The 23554-nt window shown below is 67.5% G+C and carries 22 protein-coding genes; 12 read left to right on the top strand and 10 right to left on the bottom strand.

Going from position 1 to position 23554, the window contains the following annotated elements; genetic code table 11:
• Window positions 1-9: 9 nt before the first annotated feature.
• The 4 genes from WKC72_RS09620 to WKC72_RS09635 are packed head-to-tail and all read right to left on the bottom strand — an operon-like array spanning window position 10 to window position 6862.
• Window positions 10-3231 (bottom strand): carboxyl transferase domain-containing protein, encoded by a 3222-nt coding sequence (locus WKC72_RS09620; RefSeq protein WP_370182404.1) that lies wholly within the window; start codon window positions 3229-3231, stop codon window positions 10-12.
• Complete coding sequence (locus tag WKC72_RS09625) at window positions 3228-4937, bottom strand: AMP-binding protein (RefSeq protein WP_370182405.1); 1710 nt, start codon at window positions 4935-4937, stop codon at window positions 3228-3230. Before WKC72_RS09625 ends, WKC72_RS09620 begins: the two co-directional genes overlap by 4 nt.
• 33 nt (window positions 4938-4970) lie before the next feature.
• The gene (locus tag WKC72_RS09630) at window positions 4971-5597 is read right to left on the bottom strand and encodes a TetR/AcrR family transcriptional regulator (RefSeq protein ID WP_112300172.1); all 627 of its coding nucleotides are present in this window, start codon (window positions 5595-5597) and stop codon (window positions 4971-4973) included.
• Between the two features lie 26 nt (window positions 5598-5623).
• On the bottom strand, window positions 5624-6862 hold the full coding sequence (locus tag WKC72_RS09635; RefSeq protein ID WP_370182406.1) for a cytochrome P450: 1239 nt from the start codon (window positions 6860-6862) through the stop codon (window positions 5624-5626).
• A 251-nt stretch (window positions 6863-7113) separates the two neighbouring features.
• Here WKC72_RS09635 and WKC72_RS09640 point away from each other — a divergent pair, with 251 nt between their 5' ends.
• Window positions 7114-7674: a TetR/AcrR family transcriptional regulator gene (locus tag WKC72_RS09640; RefSeq protein WP_112300390.1), complete on the top strand. Its 561-nt coding sequence runs from the start codon at window positions 7114-7116 to the stop codon at window positions 7672-7674.
• Here the strand turns inward: WKC72_RS09640 and WKC72_RS09645 are convergent.
• A complete protein-coding gene (locus WKC72_RS09645) occupies window positions 7652-8191 on the bottom strand; it encodes a nitroreductase family deazaflavin-dependent oxidoreductase (RefSeq protein ID WP_128641277.1) in 540 nt (179 codons plus the stop codon). The two genes, WKC72_RS09640 and WKC72_RS09645, sit on opposite strands and share 23 nt — an antisense overlap.
• Window positions 8192-8374: 183 nt before the next feature.
• Between WKC72_RS09645 and WKC72_RS09650 the strand changes: the two genes are divergently transcribed.
• A complete protein-coding gene (locus WKC72_RS09650; RefSeq protein ID WP_268789455.1) occupies window positions 8375-8842 on the top strand; it encodes a DUF6069 family protein in 468 nt (155 codons plus the stop codon).
• Between the two features lie 82 nt (window positions 8843-8924).
• On the opposite strand, the gene WKC72_RS09655 is transcribed toward WKC72_RS09650, so the two are convergent.
• Window positions 8925-9536, bottom strand: a complete 612-nt coding sequence (locus WKC72_RS09655; protein ID WP_005250938.1) for a TetR/AcrR family transcriptional regulator — start codon at window positions 9534-9536, stop codon at window positions 8925-8927.
• Window positions 9537-9667: 131 nt separating this feature from the next.
• Window positions 9668-10618 (bottom strand): hypothetical protein, encoded by a 951-nt coding sequence (locus WKC72_RS09660; RefSeq protein WP_370182407.1) that lies wholly within the window; start codon window positions 10616-10618, stop codon window positions 9668-9670.
• Window positions 10619-10758: 140 nt separating this feature from the next.
• Between WKC72_RS09660 and WKC72_RS09665 the strand changes: the two genes are divergently transcribed.
• The 7 genes from WKC72_RS09665 (at window position 10759) to WKC72_RS09695 (ending at window position 17822) form a co-directional block, all read left to right on the top strand.
• Complete coding sequence (locus tag WKC72_RS09665; protein WP_370182408.1) at window positions 10759-11910, top strand: acyl-CoA dehydrogenase family protein; 1152 nt, start codon at window positions 10759-10761, stop codon at window positions 11908-11910.
• Between the two features lie 124 nt (window positions 11911-12034).
• Complete coding sequence (locus WKC72_RS09670; RefSeq protein WP_037226164.1) at window positions 12035-12829, top strand: enoyl-CoA hydratase-related protein; 795 nt, start codon at window positions 12035-12037, stop codon at window positions 12827-12829.
• A 29-nt stretch (window positions 12830-12858) separates the two neighbouring features.
• Window positions 12859-13593, top strand: a complete 735-nt coding sequence (locus tag WKC72_RS09675; RefSeq protein ID WP_037226161.1) for an SDR family NAD(P)-dependent oxidoreductase — start codon at window positions 12859-12861, stop codon at window positions 13591-13593.
• Between the two features lie 24 nt (window positions 13594-13617).
• Window positions 13618-15297 (top strand): class I adenylate-forming enzyme family protein, encoded by a 1680-nt coding sequence (locus tag WKC72_RS09680; protein ID WP_370182409.1) that lies wholly within the window; start codon window positions 13618-13620, stop codon window positions 15295-15297.
• An 11-nt stretch (window positions 15298-15308) separates the two neighbouring features.
• Window positions 15309-16451: an acyl-CoA dehydrogenase family protein gene (locus tag WKC72_RS09685; protein WP_370182410.1), complete on the top strand. Its 1143-nt coding sequence runs from the start codon at window positions 15309-15311 to the stop codon at window positions 16449-16451.
• A gap of 89 nt (window positions 16452-16540) precedes the next feature.
• Window positions 16541-17203 (top strand): TetR/AcrR family transcriptional regulator, encoded by a 663-nt coding sequence (locus WKC72_RS09690; protein ID WP_370182411.1) that lies wholly within the window; start codon window positions 16541-16543, stop codon window positions 17201-17203.
• A gap of 19 nt (window positions 17204-17222) precedes the next feature.
• On the top strand, window positions 17223-17822 hold the full coding sequence (locus tag WKC72_RS09695; protein ID WP_037226150.1) for a hypothetical protein: 600 nt from the start codon (window positions 17223-17225) through the stop codon (window positions 17820-17822).
• Here WKC72_RS09695 and WKC72_RS09700 read toward each other — a convergent pair.
• On the bottom strand, window positions 17819-18052 hold the full coding sequence (locus WKC72_RS09700; RefSeq protein WP_005250954.1) for a hypothetical protein: 234 nt from the start codon (window positions 18050-18052) through the stop codon (window positions 17819-17821). The two genes, WKC72_RS09695 and WKC72_RS09700, sit on opposite strands and share 4 nt — an antisense overlap.
• A gap of 256 nt (window positions 18053-18308) precedes the next feature.
• Here WKC72_RS09700 and WKC72_RS09705 point away from each other — a divergent pair, with 256 nt between their 5' ends.
• Both WKC72_RS09705 and WKC72_RS09710 read left to right on the top strand, forming a co-directional pair.
• The gene (locus WKC72_RS09705; RefSeq protein ID WP_037226148.1) at window positions 18309-19850 is read left to right on the top strand and encodes a DUF4118 domain-containing protein; all 1542 of its coding nucleotides are present in this window, start codon (window positions 18309-18311) and stop codon (window positions 19848-19850) included.
• A 77-nt stretch (window positions 19851-19927) separates the two neighbouring features.
• Window positions 19928-20362 (top strand): LytR/AlgR family response regulator transcription factor, encoded by a 435-nt coding sequence (locus tag WKC72_RS09710; RefSeq protein ID WP_370182412.1) that lies wholly within the window; start codon window positions 19928-19930, stop codon window positions 20360-20362.
• Here WKC72_RS09710 and WKC72_RS09715 read toward each other — a convergent pair.
• On the bottom strand, window positions 20340-21971 hold the full coding sequence (locus tag WKC72_RS09715) for a protein kinase (protein ID WP_370182413.1): 1632 nt from the start codon (window positions 21969-21971) through the stop codon (window positions 20340-20342). The genes WKC72_RS09710 and WKC72_RS09715 overlap by 23 nt on opposite strands.
• A gap of 52 nt (window positions 21972-22023) precedes the next feature.
• Here WKC72_RS09715 and WKC72_RS09720 point away from each other — a divergent pair, with 52 nt between their 5' ends.
• A complete protein-coding gene (locus tag WKC72_RS09720) occupies window positions 22024-22590 on the top strand; it encodes a hypothetical protein (RefSeq protein ID WP_370182414.1) in 567 nt (188 codons plus the stop codon).
• A 360-nt stretch (window positions 22591-22950) separates the two neighbouring features.
• On the opposite strand, the gene WKC72_RS09725 is transcribed toward WKC72_RS09720, so the two are convergent.
• On the bottom strand, window positions 22951-23517 hold the full coding sequence (locus WKC72_RS09725; protein WP_037226140.1) for a peptide deformylase: 567 nt from the start codon (window positions 23515-23517) through the stop codon (window positions 22951-22953).
• Window positions 23518-23554: the final 37 nt, after the last annotated feature.

Genomic DNA, 23554 nt, shown 5'->3' on the forward strand with positions numbered 1-23554 from the left:
AACAAGTACTCACGGGCGCCGGAGGCGCACGATCCAGGCACGGGAGTCGGCCGGGTCGATCACGTCGTCCAGTTCGAAGATCGTCGCCGCGTTGAGGGCCTTCCCGTGCTGGTAGGCGGCGTCGACGAGGTGCGCGAACGCGGTGTCGCGCTCGGCGGGGTCGTCGATGGCCTCGAGTTCCTTCCGGAAGCCGAGCCGCACCGCGCCTTCCAGTCCCATGGCCCCGATCTCGCCGGTCGGCCACGCGACCGTGAACTCGGACGCGTGGAAGGAGCCGCCCGCCATGGCCATCGCGCCGAGGCCGTACCCCTTGCGCAGGATGATGGTCCCGTACGGCACGGTCATCCGCGCGCCCGCGACGAACAGTTTCCCGAACCGGCGAACCGTGGCCTCCTTCTCCGAGTCGGGTCCGACCATGAATCCCGGTGTGTCACACAGTGAGACGACGGGCAGACCGAACGATTCGCACAGCTCCAGGAAGCGGGCCATCTTGTCCGCCGCGACCGCGTCGATCGCGCCGCCGAGGTGGTGGCTGCTGTTCGCGACGAGACCGTACGGGGCTCCCTCGACCCGGATCAGCGCGGTGACGATACCGACGCCGTGGTCGCGGCGTAGTTCGAGGACCGAGCCGACATCGGCGATGGATTCCACGGCACTGCGCACGTCGTAGGCGCGCAACCGGTTCTCCGGGACGACGTGGCGTGCCAGCCGTTCGTCGGGGGCCTCCCAGTCGGGGAGCGCGCCCTGGAAGTACGAGAGGTACTTCTTCGCCAATTCGACCGCGTGCGCCTCGTCCCGGGCGAGCAGGTCGATGACGCCGTTGCGTCGCTGCACGTCGACGGGCCCGATGTCCTCCGGCCGGTACACGCCCAGCCCGCCGCCCTCCACCATCGCCGGGCCGCCCATGCCGATGTTCGCGTCGGGCGTGGCGATGAGGACGTCGCAGACTCCGGCCAGGGCGGCGTTGCCCGCGAAGCATCGACCGGACACGACCGACACCAGCGGGACCTTCCCGTTCAGCGCCGCCAGCGACCGGAAGGTGTTCAGGTCCAGGCCCGCTGCCGGGCCGGCGTCGGTGTCGCCGGGCCGTCCGCCGCCACCCTCGGCGAACAGGACGACCGGAACCTGCTTGCGGCCGGCGAGTTCGATCACCCGGTCCGTCTTCGCGTGGTTGCGCATGCCCTGGGTTCCGGCGAGCACCGTGTAGTCGTACGACAGGACTACCGCCTGGGCGTCGCGCGAGCCGAACACGTCACCGTTGACGGTGGCGAGTCCGGCGACGAGACCGTCGGCGGGGGTGTTCTCGATCAGATCCAGCTCGGAGCGGCGGCTGCGCTGCGCGGCCAGGACCAAGGGTCCGTATTCGACGAAGCTGCCGGGGTCGACCAGATCGTCGATGTTGGCGCGTGCGCTGCGTCTCCCGAGTTTCGTGCGCTTCGCGATTGCGGCGGGCCGGGCGGCGTCGAGGGTCACGTCGTGCCGCTGCCGGATCTCTGCCAGATCCGCGCGCTCACGATCCAGATCGGTTGCGCTGTCGGCGACGTCGCCTGCCTCTGATCCGGTGCGGCGGATCACGACCAACGGGTCACCGGCGTTGACGGTCTGCCCGGGCGACACCAGATTCCGCTCGACCACCGCGCCCGCGGGGGCGGCGATCACGTGCTGCATCTTCATGGCCTCGAGCACGACGAGTTGGGCACCCGACTCCACGGTCGCCCCTTCTCCGGTCGACTCCACGACCGTCCCGGCCATGTGGGCGCGCAACACGTCCTCGCCGGCCCGCAACTCGAGTGCCTCCGACGCCACCTCCGCCGGCTGGTGCACGTACGCGGCGTCGACGAGCGTACTCATCCGCTCGGCGAGATGGTCGGTGCCGACGACGCCGTCGGCGAAGCCGGGATCGGCCAGAATCGCCCGGAGGAAGCCGATATTGGTGGGAACGCCCTCGACGACGAACTCGGCGAGCGCCGCATCCGTCTTGCGCACCGCGGCCGAGAACGACGGGCCCCGCGAATGCACGATCACCTTCGCGAGCAGCGAGTCGTACCGCGGGCTCGGCGACAGCCCGGGCCGGCCGTAGGTGTCCACCCGCACACCCGGTCCCGTGGGCGGCGAGAAGACCGACAGGGTGCCCGCTGCGGGGACGGCCTGACCGTCGGGGCGCATCGTTTCCATGTTCACGCGCGCCTGGACGGCGATCCCGCGCGCGACGGCGGGGACGCCCGACGTGTCGAGCCCCACGGCGCTGATCCCGTCCTGCAGCACAAGGTCCCCGAAATCAGCTCCCCGCGCGATGTCGATCTGCACGGCGACGAGGTCGATACCCGTCACCTCCTCGGTGACCGTGTGTTCCACCTGGATTCGGGGATTGACCTCCAGGAACACGAAGCCGTCCCGGGACACCAGGAATTCGACGGTGGCGAGTCCCCGGTATCCGACACTGGCGCACAGCCGGGCCGCGGCCTCGTGCAGGTCGCTGCGCAGTCCGGGATCGAGCCCCTGCGCGGGGGCGATCTCGACGAGTTTCTGGTGGCGACGCTGCACGCTGCAGTCGCGGTCACCGACGGCCAGGGCCCTCGTCGCGCCCGCCTGCTGCGCCGCCACCACCTGCACCTCGACGTGCCGGGCGCCGTCGAGCAGTGCCTCGGCGAACAGTGCGGGGTTGCCGAATCCGAGTTGCGCCTCGGACGCGCAGAGCCGGTAGGCCTCGTCGATCCGGTCTGCGCTGCGGACGGCACGGATGCCGCGACCGCCGCCGCCCGCGAGCGCCTTGATCATGATGCCGCCCGGGTGTTCCGCGAAGAACGTGCGGACGCCGTCGAGGTCGGTGGGACCGGTGGTCGCGGCGAGCACCGGTACCTTCGCGGCGACCGCGGCCTCGCGTGCGGACGACTTGTCGCCGAAGATGTCGAGCACCTCGGGGCTCGGTCCCACGAAGGTCAGCCCGGCCTCGGCGCACGCACGTGCGAAGTCGGCGTTCTCGCTGAGGAAGCCGTACCCGGGATGCACTGCCGTGGCACCGAACTCCGCGGCCGCGTCGAGGATGGCCCGAGTGTCCAGGTAGGCGGACGGGCCGGAACCGTGGAGTGCGACCGCTTCGGTCGCGGCGCGCACGTGGGGGCTGTCCGCGTCGTCCTCCGCGTAGACGGCGACGGTGCCGACCGACATCTCCTCGGCGGTGCGAATGATGCGCAGCGCGATCTCGCCACGATTGGCGACCAGCAGGGTCACTTGTACTCCTCGGCCAGAGCGAACAGGTCGGCCTTGCGGACCTTCCCGGTCGCCGTCATGGGTAGGGCGTCGAGGACCTCGACGGTGGGGACCTTGTAGGTGGCCATGTTCCGGGCCGCCCACTCCCGCAGTTCCTCTGCGGAAACCTGGCGGTCGGGCAGGAGCTGGACGAAGGCGAACGGCACCTGACCCTTGCCCGGATCGGGCTTCGGGACGACCGCTGCCGACTGGATGTCGGGATGCAGCAGGAGCAGTGCCTCCACCTCGGAGGGGAACACGCTCATTCCGTTGGTCTTGATCATTTCCTTGTTGCGCGCCAGATAGTGCAGTGCGCCTTTGCCGTTCAGCTTGCCGACATCGCCGGTCTGGAGCCAGCCGTCGCGGAGCGCGGCGGCGGTGGCATCGGGTTTGCCGTAGTAACCGGTGAGCAGCGACGGACTGCGGACGATGATCTGTCCGGGTTGCCCCACCGGCACGGGCGCACCGGCCTCGTCGACGATCAGCACGTCGGTGCCCGGAACCGGGAGTCCGCAGAACACGGGTTGGCTGAGCAGGTCTTCGTCGCCGGTCTGGAAACCGAGCGTGATGGTGTCGGCGGTGTGCGTCTCCGTCATACCGTAGCTCGCTTCCCGCAGCACGTGACCGGTGGCGTCGCGCCAGCGCCCGCGAATCGCGGGGTCGAGTTTGAGCACGAACGACACGGCCATCGCGTTGTCGAGGGTGGAGAAGTCTCTGTCGCGGAAGCCGGGCAGGTCCATCAGTTCCACAAAGTTGTCGACCGTCCCCACCATCGACGTCACCCCACGACTTTCGACGAGCGTCGCCGCGGCGTCCGGGTCCCAGCGGTTGAGGAGCACGACGGTGCCGCCGTTGATCAGCGGATACAGGATGCCGAAGTCCTCGCCGGCGATCCAGAAGATGGGCAGGAATCCGAGGACCACCGGGGGAGCCTCGCCCACCTGCCTGCCGCCTGCCAGCGTCGCGGTGGCGGCGGTGTAGACCATGTGCGCCTGCGTGTGTTCGCAGCCCTTCGGCATCCCGGTGGTGCCCCCGGTGTAGTTCAGTGCCGCCAGCGCGTCGGGATCCATCGGAATCGGCTCGGCGCGTGGGGTGTTCATGATCTCCGCCCAGTCGGTGACTGCGGAGGCGTGGGGGAACGGTGGTGCCACGCTGGGTTCGTCCGGCAGCATGTCCGACAGCGCCGTGACCGCGACGTGCCGCAGCGCCGTCTGGTCGCGCACGGATTCGACCATGTCCGCGAAAGAATCCTGGGTCAGCAGGATCTCCACACCGGCGTCCACGAGTTCGTATGCGAGTTCGTGCTCCCGGAACAACGGGTTGATCGGGACGTGGACGGCGCCGATCTTCAGGATCCCGAGCATGGCGACATGGAACTGCGGACAGTTGGTGAGATGGACGCCGACGCGGTCGCCGGCGGCTGCGCCCCGCTTCCGGAGCCAGCCGGCGAAGCGGTCGGACAGTTCGTCGAGTTCGGCGTACGTGATGGCACGACCGTAGAAGTCGATCGCGACGGTCTGCGGTCGCTCCGATGCCCAGTGCCGCAGGTAGTCGATCACGGTGCGGCCCTCGATCGGGTACTCGACCGTCCGCGGTACCTGCGGTGGCCACGCGGCGTCCTGGAGTTCGCGTATCTCGGCGAGGGCCGATTCCAGTGCCGTGGGGTCGCTCGAAGGCGAAGTGGGCATACCGAACTCCCGATTCTGTGCGGATTGTCGTTGCTAGGCGAAGCCGATGAGTCTTTCGGAGATGGCGGTCAGGTCGGCGGTGTACCGGCGTTGTTCACGGGCCGTCGCGTCCACCAGCCGGGCGGCGCCCGCGAGCTGGGCGTCGGCGAGGGTCTGCGCGATGCGGGCGGGCGGCGCGCACGGTGTGACGTCGCACGAGGCGTTGATGCGCTCGATGAACCGGGTGTAGCGGCGGATGAGCCGGGTCTGCACGGTGGTCCAGCTTCGGCCGACCTCGGGGTCGAGCCGGGCGCGGTGCCTGATCAGTTCGAGGACGCGCCCGTTGGTGTATACGGCTTCCACGAACGCTTTCGTGGTGGTGCGCAGCACCTCTCGCAGGTCCTCGCTGGCCGGTCCTTCCACGTGCTGGGCCTCGAGGAACTCCTCGCACACGTCGGCGGCGACGGCGTGGAACACCTCGTCCTTCGACGAGAAGTAGGCGTAGAACGTTGCCCGCGACACTTCGGCCCGGGTGGTGATCACTTCGACGGTCGTCCGGTCGTAGCCGAGTTCGGCGAAGCAGGCGCTCGCGGCGCACAGGAGTTCGCGGCGGCGGGGACCGTCGTTGTCTTTCCGCGCCGACCGCGCCCGCTCCTGAGCCTCACTTGTGGTCACGGTCACAGTATGTGTTGATGTTGACGTCAATGTCAATCAGGGCGTGTCGCCTGCCCGATCCGGAGCGGGAGCGCGCTGTGACGGCGCACGAACAGGCTGGGGACCCAACTGGGCTCGGCGTCGGCCGCGAGGGAGAAATTGTCGGTGCGCGCGAGCAGTGCGGTGGTGGCCGCGAGGGCCTCCATGCGGGCCAGCGCCGATCCGACGCAGAAGTGGACGCCCTTGCCGAACGCGAGATGGGAACGGATGTGCGGCCGGTCGAGCACTATCTCGTCCGGACGCTCGAACACGGCCGGATCCCGGTTGGCCGCGCCCCACAGCAGGAGCAGGTGCTTGCCGGCGGGCAGATCGACGCCCCCGAGCGTGGTGTCCGCGACGACGTGACGGTGGTGGCCGCGGAACGGCGACTCGAGACGGAGCGCCTCGTCGAGGAACGCGTCGACGAGTGCGGGTTGCTGCCGGAGCCGGGTCTGCAGTCCGGGGCGGGTGGCGAGGAGGCGGGCCGCGTTGGCGATCAGCCCCGCGGTCGATTCGCCGCCGGCGCCGACCAGCTGGACCAGAACGAGTGTCGCCACGTCCTCGGAGAGTTCGCCGGCACTGCATGCGTGCGCGAGGACCCCCAGGAGGTCGTCGCGGGGGTTCGTCCTCGCCCGCACGAGTTCGGCCCGCAGGTAGGTAGCCAATTCGGCCGCGGAGGCGACGAGGGGACCGAGTCGATCCGCGGCGACGACCCCGCCGAGCATCTCCGTGCTGTCGTAAGCCCACGTGAGTAGCTGCGGTACGTCCGACTCGGGCAGGCCGATGAGTTGCGCGACCATCGCGAGCGGCAGCCGGTCGGCCATCGCGGACGCCCAGTCGATCTGCCCGTCGCGCAGTCCCTCGTTCCACAGAGTGCCGACGAGCGAGTGCACGGTCGGGGTCAGCGCGCGGATGCGGCGGCCGAGCGTGGGCAGGACGAGCTTGCGATGGTGCAGGTGAGTCGGGTCGTCGGCGGTGGCCAGCACGTGCACGGCCTGACCGCCGCCGTCCAGGTCGAACGTCGCGGGCGGTCCCGACGGTTGCTGCACCAGCACGCCGGTGAGGTTCGACGAGAAGACGTCGGTGCGGTTCGCCGCCTCGGTCACGAGATCCCACGTGGACACCAGAAAGAAGTCGGTGCCGGCGATGTGGTGGACGGGGGAGTGCTCGCGGAGTGTCCGATAGAGCTCGTTCGGTTCGTCGAGATGGACGGGATCGAAGATGTCGATTCCGCGGGTCGGCGAGTGGGCCATCGAGCAACTCCTTGTTGACAAGAACCTGTTATGGATCACCACAGTTCGCGTCGGAGGAGGGTGCTGTCAAGGGTGGCCGGAATACTGAGACATCGCTGTTCAACGGCAATTTTGCCGGTGTTTCAGCGCGAGTGGATCCGGAACCATCGTCGCTGATCACGGAACTAAACAAGAAAACATGTTCTAGAATCTCTCGTGTATTCGTCTCATGTTGAGACAAAATGGCAACGAGGTCTCGAACGGTGGAGCGGGTGGAACACGCGGATTGGTTGACCGGCGGCAGCCGGCGGGTGCTCGCCGTCGAGAGGATTCACGCCGCCGCGGCCGACCTCATCCGCGAACGCGGAATCGACGGGGTGGATGTCGACCAGGTCGCGGCGCGTGCCGGGTGCTCACGCGCCACGCTCTACCGGTATGTCGGGGGCAAGCGGGCACTCGTCGACGCCGTGATGTCACGCGCCGCCGACACCGTGGCCGAACGCATCGAGCAGACGCTGGAACCGTTCGAAACGTCGGAGCGGATCGTCGAGGCAATTCTCGCTGCGGTGGTGGAGATCCGCGCGGAGCCGACGCTGGCGCGGTGGTTCACCGGGGCACGGTCGAGAAGTACGGACGAGTACCTGGCCCGCGCACCCGAACTCGGCCGGGTGGCGATCTCACTGACCCGCATTGCGCCCGACGAGGAGGCTGCGGGATGGATCGTGCGTGTCGTCCTGGCTCTGTTGACCTGGCCGTTGCCCGACGCGACCGCGGAGCGTCGCGCCGTCGAACGCTTCGTGGAGCCCGTCTTCAGGATTCGCGAGTCGTCGTAGCCGATCCGGTGGGCTCCAGTACGAAGAGCCGGAATTCGCGTCCTCCGGACCGTCGATGCTCCATGAGGTAGCCGGGCCAGTAGTCGACCACCAGCTTCCAGAGGTTCTCGCGTTCGTCGCCGGTGGCCATGTGCACGCGCATCCGGGACTCGTGTGCCCCGGCCTTGACGAGTGCTTCGTCGGCGGCACGCAGGTTCGCCGACCACGCCGGGTGCTCGGGACGTCCCCAGTTGGAACCGGTCACGATGTATCCGTCGCCGTAGGGAATGCAGAGCAGGGCCGTCGTCCGCGGGGTGCCGCTCTTGCGGCCTGGGACCGTCACCTGCAGAGACTGCAGTCCGCCGATGCCGACGAGGCTCACCCGGTTGCCGGTCCAGGCGCGCAGGTGCGACTCCAGCCAGATGATCACCGGTGCCATGCGCATCATCCACTCGCGGGTGCCGAGCCAGCGCGCGAGAATGCGGAGTGGGTTGCGGAGCCGCCGCGATCGGGGTGGCGTCGTGGGGGCTGCGTTCATAGCCGCCATCATCCCTCAGGTTGCCGATCGGGGCCGACCGCGATGAGTTTTCGGTTCCTCTCGGGTCTACCTGTCAGGTCTCACCGAAAAGACCTCGATTTCAGGCCTTGACCCAAACAATGGTTGAGGTTGCAGGATCGGTCAGTAGCAATTCGAAGTCCACTCGACAGGGGAGTAACGAACATGTCCAGCACTGGAACCACCACTTCTGCAACCACGACCTCACGCCTCAACCCTGCGACGCTCGAACTGAGCCGCCCCTGGGCGATCGCCGCGACAGCGATCGGCGCGCTCGTCCCCAACCTGGTGATCTGGTTGCTGGGATTGGCGGCCGGCGGTTCCTTCGAGATGACGGACGCCGGTAAGACCAGCAGTGTGGCGCCCGGCGGTGTCGTCATGCTGACGGTCGTTCCGATACTGCTCGGGATGACACTGGCCGCGCTGATGTCGCTGAAATGGGTAGCCGTCATCCGGCCGGCCGAAGTGATCGGCGCCCTGCTGCCGCTCGCGACGATCGCCCTCACCATTCAGGCCGACTTCGACACCGCCAGCACCATCGCGCTTTCGGTCATGCACGTGGTGATCGCCGTGGCGGTCGTCGCGGGCCTGGAAGCGATGCGGCGACCCCTGCTTCGCGCCGCGAACGTCTAGGGGGTGCTGTTCGCCGGCGCATGAGCCTCGATGGTGAGTGCGATGACGCCGGTCGCGAGGAAGGCGTGCGGCGGCACGGTGGTCAGGTGCGGCGCAGCCCGTCGAACGTCAGCTCGACGACGGCGTCCGCCAGGTCGGCGACCGTCCCGCCGGTGCGCGGGCGGTACCACTCGATCAGCGAGTTGACCGTGCCGAACACGAGCCGGCTGGTGAGCGCGGGATCGATGCCGGGCCGCAGGTCTCCCTCTTCCGCCGCCGCGACGACGAGGTCGCTGACGAACGCGTCGAACTCGCGGCGGCGGGCGAGCGCGCGACGCTCCACCGCGGTGTTGCCCCGAACGCGCAGCAGGAGCGTCACGTAGGGAAGCTCGGCGGCGAGAACCTCCACACTGCGGCGGACGAGGTACTCGAGACGGTCGATGTACCGTCCGCTCGTCGCCTTCTCCTCGGTGGTGACCGCGAAGAGGGCGTTGAGCGCACGCGACAGTGCCAGTTCGAGCAGCTCCGACTTCCCGGACACGTGGTGATAGATCGACGACTTCGTGATTCCCAGGCGCTGGGCCAGCACCTCCATGCTGGTGCCGTCGTAGCCTTTGTCGTTGAACACCTTCACGGCGACAGCGAGCAGTGAGTCGAGGTCGTAGCCGGGACGTCCGGGCGATCCGGTCTTCCGTGCGGGGCGTGCCGTAGTCATGCGCGCAATCCTTCCAGGTGCAGAACTCCACCGCATCGGTGCGCCGACATACACGGAGCCGACCGAAGGTTCGGTTGAGGCGAGAATACAGCGACGGACGCGTCGGCGGTGAACCACGTATGACGTCCGAATCAGGCGCCGGTGGCCTGGGTCCGGCCCTCCTTGCGGGCCTTCGCCAACCCCCGCCGGGCCAGAAAACCGTTGGCGAGGAGCAGGAGGGTCTTGTTCGGCGGCGCCGCGAACCCGGTCTGGGTATGGGGTGCGTACAGCGCCTCGGTGCCCGTGACCTCGATCCAGCCGGAGTTCTGATGCGACTCGAGTCCGACGAGCTGGGCGCGGTAGGCGTGGGCGAGCAGCCCTGCGCGGCGGCCGCCCTGCGGCACTCCTGCGGGCACCGTCAGGCGCACGCCCTCGCTGCTCGCAGAACTCACGTCGACCGGTACGACGGCCGGATATCCGTCCGCCTGACGGTAGGCGAGCAGCCGGTGCGACAGCTTCGCCGCGCGCTCCCCGGTCTTGGCCGCATCCACGCGGGGGCCGGTGCCCTTCTTCGGCGGGGTCTGGGGTTCCGCGTCCACCGCGGGTAACGGTGCGCCGAACACCTCGGGCGGGCCGGTCAGGTGCAGGTCGGGCCAGGCGATGACACGTGTCACCGTGACCGTCACCGGTACCCGGTCGGAGTAGTACGCGCTGAGCCACCGGTCCCAGAACACGCCTCGGCGTGGCTCGCCCGCGTAGGGGACCGAGCGTCGGCCGATCTCGTCGAGCAGTTCCGGGTCGGGGGTGGGATCGAACGTCGCGTCTCCCTGCACGAGCACATAGCGCTGATTGGTGGAGTCGCCGATCCCGTGCTCGCGGGCGTGGTAGGCGAGCGCCACCCGGGGTTCACCCTTGATGCGATCGAGCTTGCGGCCGAACCCCAGCGAGGTGGTGAAGCCGACTGTCCCCCGCTCGCGGTCGCGCAGCCCGAGGGGCGCCACCGCCGTCACCACGGCCCCGCCTGCGGGCGTGATATACGCGAACCCGCAGGTCAGATCGCCGCCGATGACGTCATCTACCTCGTCCGACCAGGTGACCGGCATGAGTCGAGCCTACTCAGCCGATGCGGAACCGGGCCAGTGCCCGGGGTTGACGGCACCCCGGTGTGAATATAGCTTCACTCAAAGTGAGTACTCACTCACAAATTGTGATCGTGCGTTCATCACGGCATCGAGGAGCATCCATGGACCTGGCACTGACCGAGGAGCAGAAGGAGTTCCGGCAGCTGGCCCGCGACTTCTTGAACAAGGAGGTCGTCCCGCACCGCGCCGCGTGGGACCGTGCCGAATCGGTGGACACCGCGATCGTCGAGAAACTGGCCGACATCGGCTTCTTCGGCATGACGATTCCGGAGGAGTACGGCGGGCTCGGCGGCGACTACGTCACGTACTGCCTCGGCATGGAGGAACTCGGCCGGGCGGACTCCGCGGTCCGGGGCATCGTGTCGGTGTCGATGGGGCTCGTGGGCAAGGTGATCCTGTCGCACGGCACCGAGGACCAGAAGCACGAATGGCTTCCCCGCATCGCGTCCGGCGAGGCGCTCGCCTGTTTCGGGCTCACCGAGCCCGACAACGGTTCCGACCCCGGCAACCTGAAGACCAAGGCGGTACGCAGCGGCGACGACTACGTCATCAACGGTTCCAAGATCTTCATCACCAACGGCACGTGGGCGAAGTTGTGCCTGGTGTTCGCGCGCACCGGAGGTCCGGGGCCCAAGGGGGTTTCGGCCTTTCTCGTTCCGACGGACACTCCGGGATTCGAATCGCGCGAGATCCACGGGAAGCTCGGATTGCGCGGGCAGGCGACGGCCGAATTGTCCTTCACGGACGTGCGCGTACCGGCGGGTTGCCTGCTCGGATCCGAGGGGCAGGGTTTCTCCATCGCGATGCACTCACTGGACAAGGGGCGCGTCTCGGTGGGTGCGGGTTGCGTCGGAATCATCCAGGGCTGCCTCGAGGCCGCCGTCGACTACTCCCGCGAGCGCACGCAGTTCGACCGTCCGCTCGCCTCGTTCCAACTCGTGCAGGACCTGATCGCCGACATGTCGGTCGACGCCGACGCCGGGAGGTTGCTCACCTGGCGGGCGGCCGACCTGATCGAGCGCGGTGAACCCTTCGGGACGGCCGCGTCGAAGGCGAAGTACTTCTGCAGTGAGGCCGCGGTTCGCGCCGCCAACAATGCAATACAGATCTTCGGTGGCTACGGGTACGTCGACGAATATCCCGTCGCGAAGTACATGCGCGACGCGCGTGTGATGACGCTGTACGAGGGCACGAGCCAGATTCAGAAGCTGCTGATCGGCCGGGCGGAGACCGGGGTCAGCGCCTTCCTCTAGCGCCACCGGGCGCCGAGTGACCCTTGACACAACCTCCAATGTGAATATACGTTCATTCCCATAGAATCACTGTTCATAATTCTTGAACACACCCTCATTGCAGACTCCAGAGAGAGGAATTACCGTGACCGATTACGAAGACATCACCTACGAGGTCGACGGCCCGGCTGCGGTCGTGACGATCAACCGTCCCGCGCGCTACAACGCCTTTCGCGGCAAGACCGTCGAGGAGCTGATCAAGGCCTTCCGCTCGGCGTGGGCCGACGACGCGGTGCAGGCGATCATCCTCACCGGTGCGGGGGAAAAGGCGTTCTGCACCGGCGGCGACGTCAAGCAGCGCGCCGAGACGGGCGACTACGGCCCGACCGAGAGTGGAATGTTCGAGATCGGCAACCTGCACAAGCTGATCCGCGACGTCCCCAAGCCTGTCATTGCCGCCGTGAACGGCATCGCGGTCGGCGGCGGCCACGTCCTCCACGTTCTCTGCGACCTCACCATCGCGTCCGAGACCGCGAAGTTCGGCCAGGCGGGTCCCCGAGTCGGCTCCTTCGACGCGGGCTTCGGATCCGCGTTCCTGGCCCGAGTGGTCGGCGAGAAGCGCGCCCGGGAGATCTGGTACCTCTGCCGCCAGTACGACGCGGTCACCGCCGAACGCTGGGGCCTGGTCAACTGGGTGGTCCCCGCCGACCGACTGCTCGACGAGGCCAAGGCCGTCGCCGCCGAGATCGCCGAGAAGAGCCCCACCACATTGCGATTCCTGAAGCAGTCGTTCAACGCCGACACCGATCACCAGGCCGGACTGAGCAACCTCGCGATGTCGGCGCTGGACCTGTTCACGCACTCACCCGAGGGTCTCGAGGGGGCGGCGGCGTTCGCGGAGAAGCGCAAGCCCGATTTCAGCAAATACGTGAACGCCTGAGTCCGACAGCACGGAAAGTGGGAAAAACCATGAGCAACACCATCGCAGTGGTCACCGGCGCAGGATCCGGCATCGGCCGCGCCATCGCCCTCGCCCTCGCCGAGCAGGGCGACACGGTGGTCGTCGCCGACCTCGACCTGCAGGCCGCGGAGAAGACGGCAGCCGAACGGCCCGACCGGCTCTTTCCGATGACCGTCGACGTCGCCGACCGGGCGCAGGTCGACGCCCTGCGCGACCGGGTGACCGCCGAGGTCGGCGTCGCGAACGTTCTCGTCAACGCGGCGGGATGGGACCGCACCGACCAGTTCCTCAACGCCACTACAGAATTCGCCGAGAAGGTCGTCGCCATCAACTACCTCGGGCCGGTGCACATGTGCAGTGCGTTCCTCCCCGGCATGGTGGAGGCGGGGAACGGCGGGCGCGTCGTCAACCTCGCGAGCGATGCCGGCCGTGTCGGCAGTGCGGGGGAGAGCATCTACGCCGGTGCGAAGGGCGGCGTGATCGCGCTGTCGAAGTCGCTCGCCCGGGAGATGGCCCGGTACCGGATCAACGTCAATTGCGTGTGCCCCGGCCCGACCGACACTCCGCTGTTCCAGGCGCAGGCCGAGAAGCTCAAAGAGGCTCTCGTGAAGGCCATTCCGTTCCGGCGGCTCGCGCGCCCGGAGGAAGTGGCGGCGCCGGTCCTGTTCTTCGCGTCCGAATCCGCATCGTTCATCACGGGCCAGGTGATCAGCGTCAGCGGTGGCCTCACCATGGCCGGCTGACCGGCACCGGACGGAGGACTCATCATGATGTACACATACGATGCCCACGCCTATCGTCAGTACTTCGAGCACGATTTCACCTATCTGAACGGCTTCCGGCGCAACACCCACCGGTACGCCGATCGACTCGCGATGCAGTCCCCGTCGACCGGCGAGAGCTGGACGTACGCCGAACTCGGCGATCGCGTCGACCGGCTCGCCACCGGGCTTGCCCGCGCCGGAGTCGCACCGGGCGACGTCGTCGCCTACCAGTTGTTCAATGGTCCCGAGTTCGCCCAGCTGTACCTCGCCGGGCAGGCCTGCGGTGCGGTCGGCTCGCCGATGAACTTCCGGCTCGCGTCCGGGGAGACGGCGGTCATCCTCGACGCGAACCGCCCCACGGTGTTCGTCTACGACACCGAGATCAGTGACATGGTGCGGGACGCGTTGGCACGTTCCACGTACAAGCCCGCCCTCGTCGTCGCCGTCGGGCCGGGAGAACCGCTGCCGAGCAATGGCTTCGAGGTGATCCGGTTCGACGAACTCGTGGCCGAGTCGGCGTCGCCGCCGGAGGTGACGCGCACGGTGTGGGACGAGACCACCCGGCTGTTCACGTCCGGAACCACCGGCATGCCCAAAGGTGTTCCGCTGAACAGCATGATCGAGATCTTCAGCGCCCACGACGTGATCATGCACCTTCCGCTGACCGCGGAAGACAAGACCCTGAACATGACGCCGTGGTTCCACCGCGGCGGACTGTACTGCGCCGGACCGAATCCCACGTTCTATCTCGGCGCCTCGCTGGTGGCGCAGCGCAGCTTCGACGCCGAGGTCACCCTCGACCACGTCGAGGAATTCGGGCTGACGTTCCTGATCGGTGCCCCGACCAACCTGGCGATGCTCGCTCGCGCACAGGAGGAGAAGCCCCGTGACCTGTCCACCCTCAACGGCATCGTGACGATGGGCGCGCCCCTCGATCGGCAGGCGGCACTGCACTACCAGAAGGTGCTGAATCCCCGCATCTTCAACGGGTACGGCAGCACCGAAGGATTCTGGAATACGTTCCTCCGGCCGACCGATCTGCCGGAGATGGCCGGGACCGCCGGGCGGGCCTGCATCGACGACGACGTCGCCGTGGTCAGGCTGTTCGACGACCGCCTCGCCGACGCGCACGAGACGGTCGCCAAGGACGGAACCGAGATCGGTGAGGTCATCGTCCGCTCACCGAAAGGCGCCAACGCCTATTTCGATGCCCCGGAGCAGGAGAAACGGAAGTTCCGGAACGGCTGGCTCCACATCGGCGACCTGGCCACCTGGGACGACAAGGAGTTCGTGACGATCGTCGGCCGCAAGGACGACATGCTCCTGTCCGGCGGCGAGAACGTGCACCCGGTGCAGATCGAGGAAGCATTGGGCGGGCACCCGTCGGTCACGGATTCGCTGGTGGTCGGGGTTCCCGACGACAAGTGGGGGCAGATCGTCGTCGCGTACGTCGTCACCACCGCACCGGTCCCGTCCGCGGACGATCTGGACGACTTCTGCCGCAGACACCCGATGCTGTCGCAGTTCAAGCGCCCCCGGGCCTACCGTTTCGTGGAGTCACTCCCCGTGTCGGCGACGGGAAAGAAGTTGCACTACAAGGCCACCGACACCGCGCGCCGGGAGTTCGAGAGCGGGGCGTTCGTCGTTCCGAGTGCCCGCGGATCCCGCACCATCAGCTCGTAAAGGACACCGTCATGACCATCGAATTCGAGTCCGAGCACCACCAGTTCCGAGACAGTGTCCGCAGCTTCGTGCGCGAGCGGATCGTCCCGCGGCACGAGCAGTGGGAGAGCGAAAGCTGCCTGGACCCCGCACTGTTCACGGACGCGGGTAAGCAGGGGCTGCTCGGCTTCCCGGTTCCCGAAGCCTACGGCGGCCCCGGCGTCGAGGACTTCCGCTACAACGCGATCGTCGTCGACGAGGTCAATCGGGCGGGCGCCGCCGCCGCGGGCATCGCATTCTCTCTGCAGAACGACGTCGTGCTGCCCTACCTCACGGACATGACGACCGAGGAGCAGAAGGCACGCTGGCTTCCCGGAACCGTCACCGGTGAGACGATTCTCGGCATCGCGATGACGGAACCGGGCACCGGGAGCGACCTCACCGGCATCCGCACCACGGCAGTGCGCGACGGCGACCACTACGTGGTGAACGGCAGCAAGACGTTCATCTCCAACGGCCAGAACGGCACGCTCTTCGTCGTCGCCGTGCGTACGTCGGCAGACAAGCACAAGGGATTGTCCCTGCTCGTCGTCGAGTCCGACACACCGGGATTCTCCCGTGGCCGAAACCTGGAGAAGATCGGGCTGCACGCCCAGGACACGAGCGAGCTGACGTTCACCGACATGCGCGTCCCGGTGGCCAACCTCCTCGGCGAGGAGGGGCAGGGTTTCTATCAGCTCGTCCACAATCTGCCGCAGGAGCGCCTCTCGTTGTCCGTCGGCGCGGTCTCGGCCGCCGAGGGTGTGCTCGAGCAGACGCTGGAGTACGTGAAGGAACGCAGCGCCTTCGGAAGTCCGATCGCCGGTTTCCAGAACACCCAGTTCGTTCTCGCGGAACTGGCCACGGAACTCGATCTGGCCCGGACCTATCTCGACGACTGCATCCGGCAGCACGTCCGCGGCGAGCTGACCCCGGCCCGTGCGGCACGGCTCAAGTGGTGGACCACCGAACTGCAGGTTCGCGTCGCCGACCGGTGCCTGCAGTTGCACGGCGGGTACGGATACATGCGTGAATACGCGGTGGCGCGCGCGTTCGTGGACGCTCGGATCCAGACGATCTACGGCGGTACCACCGAGGTCATGAAGACCATCGTCGCGAAGGATCTCGGTATCTGACGCGGGCCGGACTGCAGTTCCGGCCCCGCGCGGGATACTGTGAATACTCATTCACCGCAGGTTCTGCCAGCAAGGAGAGGTCATCTGTCATGGCGAAGGACACGTCCGCCCTTCCACTCGAGGAAGCCGTCCGCGCCGTCCGCGTCAGCTCGAGGCGACGTCAGGTGCTCGACGCCGCCGTCACTGTGATGCAGCGGACCGGCTTCCACCAGATGTCCATGCAGGCGCTCGCCGACGAGGCCGAGGTGAGTGTCGGGCTGATCTACAAGTACTTCGGCGGCAAGGAAGACATCCTCCTCGCCACGATCGTCGACATCCTCGACGCATTCCGCGATCAGCTCGAGCCCGCGATGGACGCAGCGGGAAACGACCCCGTCGAGCGGCTCGTGGCCGGGTTCCGGCGCTATGTCGAGATCGTCGACGAGAATTTGGATGCCGTCGTGCTGACGTACCGGGAGAGTCGGACACTCGACCAGGACGGGCGTGAGCGAATCAAGGAACTCGAGGTCGCGACGTCCAAGCCGCTCCACGACGCCCTCGACGCCGCGATCGCCGCGGGCATCGCGAGCGATCTCGACGTCGACCTGACGACCTTCGACATGATGATGCTCGCGCACGGGTGGGCGCTCAAGCACTGGCATTTCGCGACCCGCTACACGGTGGACCAATACATCACGGCGCAAACACGATTCATCCTCCGCACCGTGCTGTCGGACCGGAGCACCGCCGCGTACCGGCACCTGACGGAGTGACCGCGCATACGCTGGCCGGATGACCAGATGGCGGTTCGAGGGGGAGATCACGGGCCTGGGCACCGGCGCGGGCGTGCGCATCGTCGTCGGACATTGGTCGCGATCGCCGCTCGGTGAGTTCACCGATGTCATGGTCGAACTCGCCGACGGTCACCGGGTACTGCTCGCCCCGTCGGCCGCGGTCCGCGACTTCGTGACCGCGACGTACGTCTTCGACGAGACCGTGATCACGCCTGTCCGATGCTCGCGGTCCGGTGGCAGCCGGACCGTCGAGGCCGGCGACCTCGACGTGAGTTTCGAGGTCGGCGCCCGCACCGCACTCGGACGCCTGCTGCACCTGATCCCGCGGGGTGTCGCGAGTGCGCCGTGGTTCTGTGTGGTCAGCGACCCGATCGCCCGTGTCGCCCTCCACGGTGTGCGCACCCGTGGCACCGCGGGCAACGGACGTCGCGAGTACTACGGCGCCGTCGATCAGCGGCGGCTGGTGGGAATGTCCGGCTCCTGGCGGGGCCGGGATCTCGGCCCGTTGCGGCCCGTGGATCCGCCCGTCCGATTCGGGTTCGGCTCGACCCCGCGCGCACCGGCCGCCACATCGATCGTCACCACGATCGACGACTAGTCGAAGAGGGTGGGGGCCTCTCCCGGCTGTTCGCGGTCGGCCGGTTCGACCTCGCCTGCGGGGCTCGTCGCCTTGTGCACCACGGACAGGGCCGTTGTCCGGACCGAGAGTCGATGGCCGTCGGGATGCTGCAGCGACGCCATGCCCTTGCTGAGCTCGACCACCAGCCAGGGACCGGCGTGACCGGACGCCTGCACCAGATCACCTACCTGTATCTGTACGGCTACCACCGCTTCCTCCCAAGGTCTACTGCATCGGCCTGTGCCCAGCGTAGCGACATCGGCGGGTGTCAGCCGGGTGACGGGAGCTCGATCGGATGAGACCGGACCGGCACCTCGATATGATGCTCACGAGGTCTGTCCGAGAACTCCACGACTGATCCGAGCATGCACGATGACGCGACAGTGGTCACGGCGGTCAATCGGAGCGCTGTCCCGGCGCGGCGCAGCGTCCCCGTGGGGTGCTTTCGATGCGGACGCGCACCGGATGCCTGCGCGTCTGATATCGCTCCTGGTGCGTCCGACCACCCCGCCGTTGTGGTTGGGGATCGTGGTCGCCGCCACCGTGATTGCGGTGGAAACCGTTGTGGTGCACCAGCTGAACAAGGTCGCGCCGCAGAACGCATTCGGCGCCGTGTTCCTGCTCGGGGTTCTGGTGGTCTCGGCTCGGTGGGGATTCGCGCTGTCGGTGATGACGACTTTGGTGAGCGCCATCGTCTATGTCTATTTTCACCTCCAGGTGGAGGGGACCCTGCTTCCGGCCAAACCCGGCGACTGGGTGGCCGTCGTGGTCTTCCTGCCCGTCGCGCTGGTCGCAAATCTCATGGCAGGGCAGGCCAGATTGCGCACCGCGGAGGCGGTTCTGCGCCGCCGGGAGGCGGAGGCGAGCCGGGACGAGCTCGCGATCCTCGCCGAACACCAAGCCGCACTGCGCCGGGTGGCAACTTTGGCGGCGCGTGGGGTGAGCCCGTCGGAGGTGTTCACGGCGGTGGCCGAAGAACTGGCGCTCTGGCTGCATGTGGTCAATGCCGCGTTGCTTCGCTACGAAGGGGACGGCACCGGGACGTTGGTCGCCGTCCGATATGAGCCCGGGGTCACTCTGCTGCCCGTCACCGGTGACCGGATTTCGACGGCGGGCGACGACGTCGGAGCGATCGTATTACGCACCGGCCGAGGTGCCAGGATCGACAACCACGCACACGTCGGTGGGACAGTCGCGACGCGCATTCGCGCCGAGGGCTTCGGATCGATCGTGGGAGTCCCGATCGTCGTGGACAAACGGGTGTGGGGCGCGGCGATCGTCGGATCGCGGCAGACCGAGCCGCTGCCCGCGGACACCGAAACCCGCCTCGGTGACTTCGCCGACCTGGTCGCGACCGCGATCGCCAATGCGGCGACCCGCGCCGAATTGATCGCCTCGCGGGCCAGGATCGTCGCAGCCGGCGACGAGGCGCGCCGTCGCCTGGAACGTGACCTGCACGACGGGGCCCAGCAGCGGCTGGTGTCGCTGGGACTGGAGGTGCGGATGGCGGAGGCGTCGGTGCCGGCCGAGTGGGTGGACGTGAAGGAGCAGCTGTCGGCGATCGCCTCGGGGCTCACGGGGGTGTCGGAGGATCTGCGGGAACTCTCGCACGGGATCCATCCGGCAATCCTGTCGAAGGGCGGGCTGGGATCGGCCGTGCGGACGCTGGCTCGCCGTTCGGCAGTCCCCGTGTCCCTCGATGTGGCGCTGGATGGCCGGTTCACCGAATCGGTCGAGGTGGCCACCTACTATGTGGTCGCCGAGGCGCTCACCAATGTCGCCAAACACGCCCACGCCTCGGAGGTGGATGTGTCCCTGGGCGCGGCGGACGGCACTGTGCACCTGGTGATCGGGGACGACGGTGTCGGCGGTGCCTCGTCCGGTGCGGGCTCCGGGCTCATCGGATTGCAGGACCGTGTCGAGGCACTCGGCGGCCACATGCAGATCACGAGTCCGCCCGGTCACGGGACCACGCTGGACATCACCATCCCGGTCGACGGCGGGTGACCGACGGGGAACGCGCCGCCCGTGACGCGGTATCTTCCTGCTAGCGGGAATGCGTACCGGGGAGTATGGGGTCAACCATGGAAGCCATGGTGTTGCAATTCGGTCGTCTACGGTGCCTGATCGTCGATGACAACCCAGGTTTTTCGGATACTGCTCGGCGTTTGCTCGAGCAGCAGGGCATCACGGTCGTCGGCATGGTGTCCACTAGTGCCGACGCGGTCCTGGCGGCGGGGGATTTGCAACCCGATGTCATCCTGGTCGACGTCGAACTCGGTGAAGAGAGTGGATTCGACCTCGCGGAGCGACTCGACGGCGAGGCTTTCCCGTCGGCGGTGATCCTGATTTCCACGCACGCCGAGCAGGACCTGGCCGAGGTGATCTCGGGGAGCCCCGCGGTGGGTTTCGTGTCGAAGTCCGAGCTGTCGTCCGACGCAATCCGGGATCTGCTCCGCGCCGGTGACGGAACCGAGGGGAAACCCGTGACTCCGGTCAGTGGGCCTCGAGGAAGGTGACGACCGCGAGAACTCGCCGGTGATCGTCTCCGGTCTCCGGGAGGTTCAGTTTGGTGAGGATGCTGCGTACGTGTTTCTCGACGGTGCCCTCGGTGACCCACAGTCGGCGGGCGATGCCGGAGTTGGAACGTCCCTCCGCCATGAGGGCCAGTACCTCCCGCTCCCGCGCGCTGAGCGCGCCGAGCGGGTCGTTGCGCCGCCGGACGGAGACCAACTCCTGAACCAGTGCGGGGTCGACGACGGAGGCCCCCGCGGCGATGCGCTGGAGGGTATCGATGAAATCCTCCACGTCGGTGATGCGGCTCTTGAGCAGATAGCCGATGCCCCGGCCGCTGGCCAGTAGCTCCATCGCGTGTTCGACGTCGGCGTGCGCCGACAGGACCAGGATGCCGACGGCGGGGAATTCCTCGCGGATCGCCCGGGCCGCGTCGAGGCCTTCGGTGGTGTGGGTCGGGGGCATCCGGATATCGACCATCACCAGGTCGGGGGCTCGCGAGCGGACCAGTTCGAGGAGTGTGGTTGCGTCGCCGGCCTGTTCCAGGACGTCGAAGCCGGAGCGGGTGAGCAGGCTCGCCACACCCTCGCGGAGCAGGACGTCGTCCTCGGCCAGGATCACGCGCAGCCGTGTCGTCACCGGGCTGCTGTCGGAGTTCGCCCGTGCCCGCGCCGACTGCGGGTGTTCGCGGGCGTGGTCGTCGCCGTTGTCGGTGGGCACGGCCATGTCGTCGACGGTCAGGCCGTGGCGGCGCTGAATCCGCCGCAATTCCTCCCCGAACTCGGCGGCGGTCGCGGGCCGATCCTCGACGTTGCCCGCCATCGCATGGTTGATGGCGGAGCGGACGTCGGCGGGAACGTCGGACAACGTCGTATCGGGCGGCGTCGCGTCGGTGGTCTGGGGAACCTGGGTGGCCGTCTGGTCGGTGCGGGGGCGTTCGGTGCCCGCGTGCCCGTTGAGCGCGCACAGGAGCGTGGCGCCGAGGCTGTAGAGATCCGAGGCCGGTGTGGGCGTCTCGCCCTGGAGTACCTCGGGCGCGGTGAACGCGGGGGAACCGGAGATGAGGCCGGTGGCGGTCTCGAAGCCACCCGCGATTCGTGCGATACCGAAGTCGGTCAGCTGAGGCTCCCCGTATTCGGTGAGCAGGATGTTCGCGGGTTTGATGTCCCGGTGGAGGGTGGCCCGCCGGTGCGCCGTCTCGAGCGCCCCGGCAATCTTGACCCCGATGTGCAGCGAATCCTGCCAGCTCAGGGGACCCGCCTCGCGGATCAGCGCGTTGAGGGAGTCCCGCGGGTGGTACTGCATCACGATGTAGGGCACCCCCGATTCGGTGGTGCCGCTCTGGAAGATGCTGACGATATTGGGATGCCCGGACAGTTTGCCCATGGCGTGCTGTTCGCGGAGGAATCGGTCGAGATTGTCCGAGTCGAGTGCGGCGGCAGTGAGCACCTTGACGGCCACAGTGCGCTCGAGTGAGCGCTGCCGGCAGCGATAGACCGCCCCGAAACCGCCACGTCCGACTTCCTGAGCGTCATCGAACCCGGCCGCGGCCAGCTCGACCGCAATCGCCCCGAGCGGATCAGACCGCGTCGCCGGAGGATGGAATTCGGCCATCGTCGACCCCGAGCTTCCCCGTCCGTGAGAAAAAAGCCCGATCACCGTCGAGGTGATCGACTTCGACAATACGTCATCGGCGCCCGGCTCGACACGCCGTGACGCCGGCATGCACACATCGAACAATCATGGAATTGCAGCTACCTGGAAGAGAGAGATTGTGGCTGGTTGCATCCGCAAGCTCCTGCTGGCAGTGGCGACGCCGGGCCCCGATTCCGCGACGATTTACATCAATGGTCGTTCGATCATCAACCCATCACCTGCTCCGCACAAATCGGCGCAGCACAGAAAGAAAATGAAGGTGAGAACAATGAACAAGTTCGCAATCCGCGCGGCGGTCGCCGTGGCCGCAATCGCACCGCTTATCGCCCTCGGTGCCGGAACTGCTTCCGCCGCAACGGTACCCGATGGAGTGACTACTCCTGCCGCCCGCGTCGTGCCGGATGCGGGTCCCGTGACGGACCTTCCGGATTCGGGTTTCCCCTGGGGCTGGCCGGGAACGACAGGGCCTTTCGGACCCGGACGGCAGGATGTCGGGCCTTTCCATGGGGAGTTCGGCGGCTTCGGAGGTTTCGGGCACTTCGGCCACTTCGGTGGCTTCGGTGGACATGGTTTCTAGCCGCGGACGTCGGTGCCCTCGTCAACGAGAACAGCGTGTTCGAGAACGAGTTCGAAAACACACCCAACTCGATTCCGGCACTGCGATGAGCGATGCGGTGCTCGGCGCTGTATTCGACTTGGCCGCATCGTCGTTCGAGGGCTTCGAGCGCGAGGAGTCCGCTCGCATCGTCCGCCGTGCCGGGCCTGACCCCGAGTACTTCGACCCGTCGCCGAACACCCCACACCCGAGGAGCGTCAGTCATGCCGTACATCACCACGTCCGATGGAACCGAGATCTACTACACCGAGCAGGGCGCGAAGGACGGCACGCTCGAGGTGTATCCGGGAACTCCGCACGGGATCTACGGCGCCATGCCTCTCACCAACCGAACGGATCACGATCCGCTCCGGGTACCCACGCATTGCCGGGGTCGGTCCACTGACGCCGTTTGATCATCTTGCGGGCGGCGCGGTGATTGCGTCCGACGAGCCGGTCCAGATAGAGATGCCCGGCAAGGTGATCGGTTTCGTGCTGCAGGCACCGGGCAAGATAGCCGGTGCCTTCCACGGAGATCGGGTTGTTGGCGATGTCCACGCCGACCACTCGCGCCCATTCGGCTCGGCCCGTCGGATAACGCTCGCCCGGAACGGAGAGGCACCCTTCGAGGTCGTCGGGGTCGGGCATGGTCTCGGGCAGCGGTGAAGTCTCGAGTGTCGGGTTGATGACGTGCCCTCGATGTCGCCGGGTGTCGTCGATCAGGTCGTACACGAAGATCGCCCTCGGGTCTCCGACTTGGTTGGCCGCCAGGCCGGCGCCGTGAGCTGCGGTGTTGGTTTCGTATAGGTCGTCGACGAAGGCGGCGAGTTCGCTGTCGAACGCGGTGACCGTCACCGCTGGTGTGGTCAGTCTGGTGTCTCCGGCAATGAGTATTGGTCGAATGGCCATGCGAAGGAGAGTACTCAAATGTGAGTACTCGGGTAGA

The sequence above is a fragment of the Rhodococcus wratislaviensis genome (genome assembly GCF_041228765.1).
Lineage (GTDB): Bacteria > Actinomycetota > Actinomycetes > Mycobacteriales > Mycobacteriaceae > Rhodococcus_F > Rhodococcus_F wratislaviensis.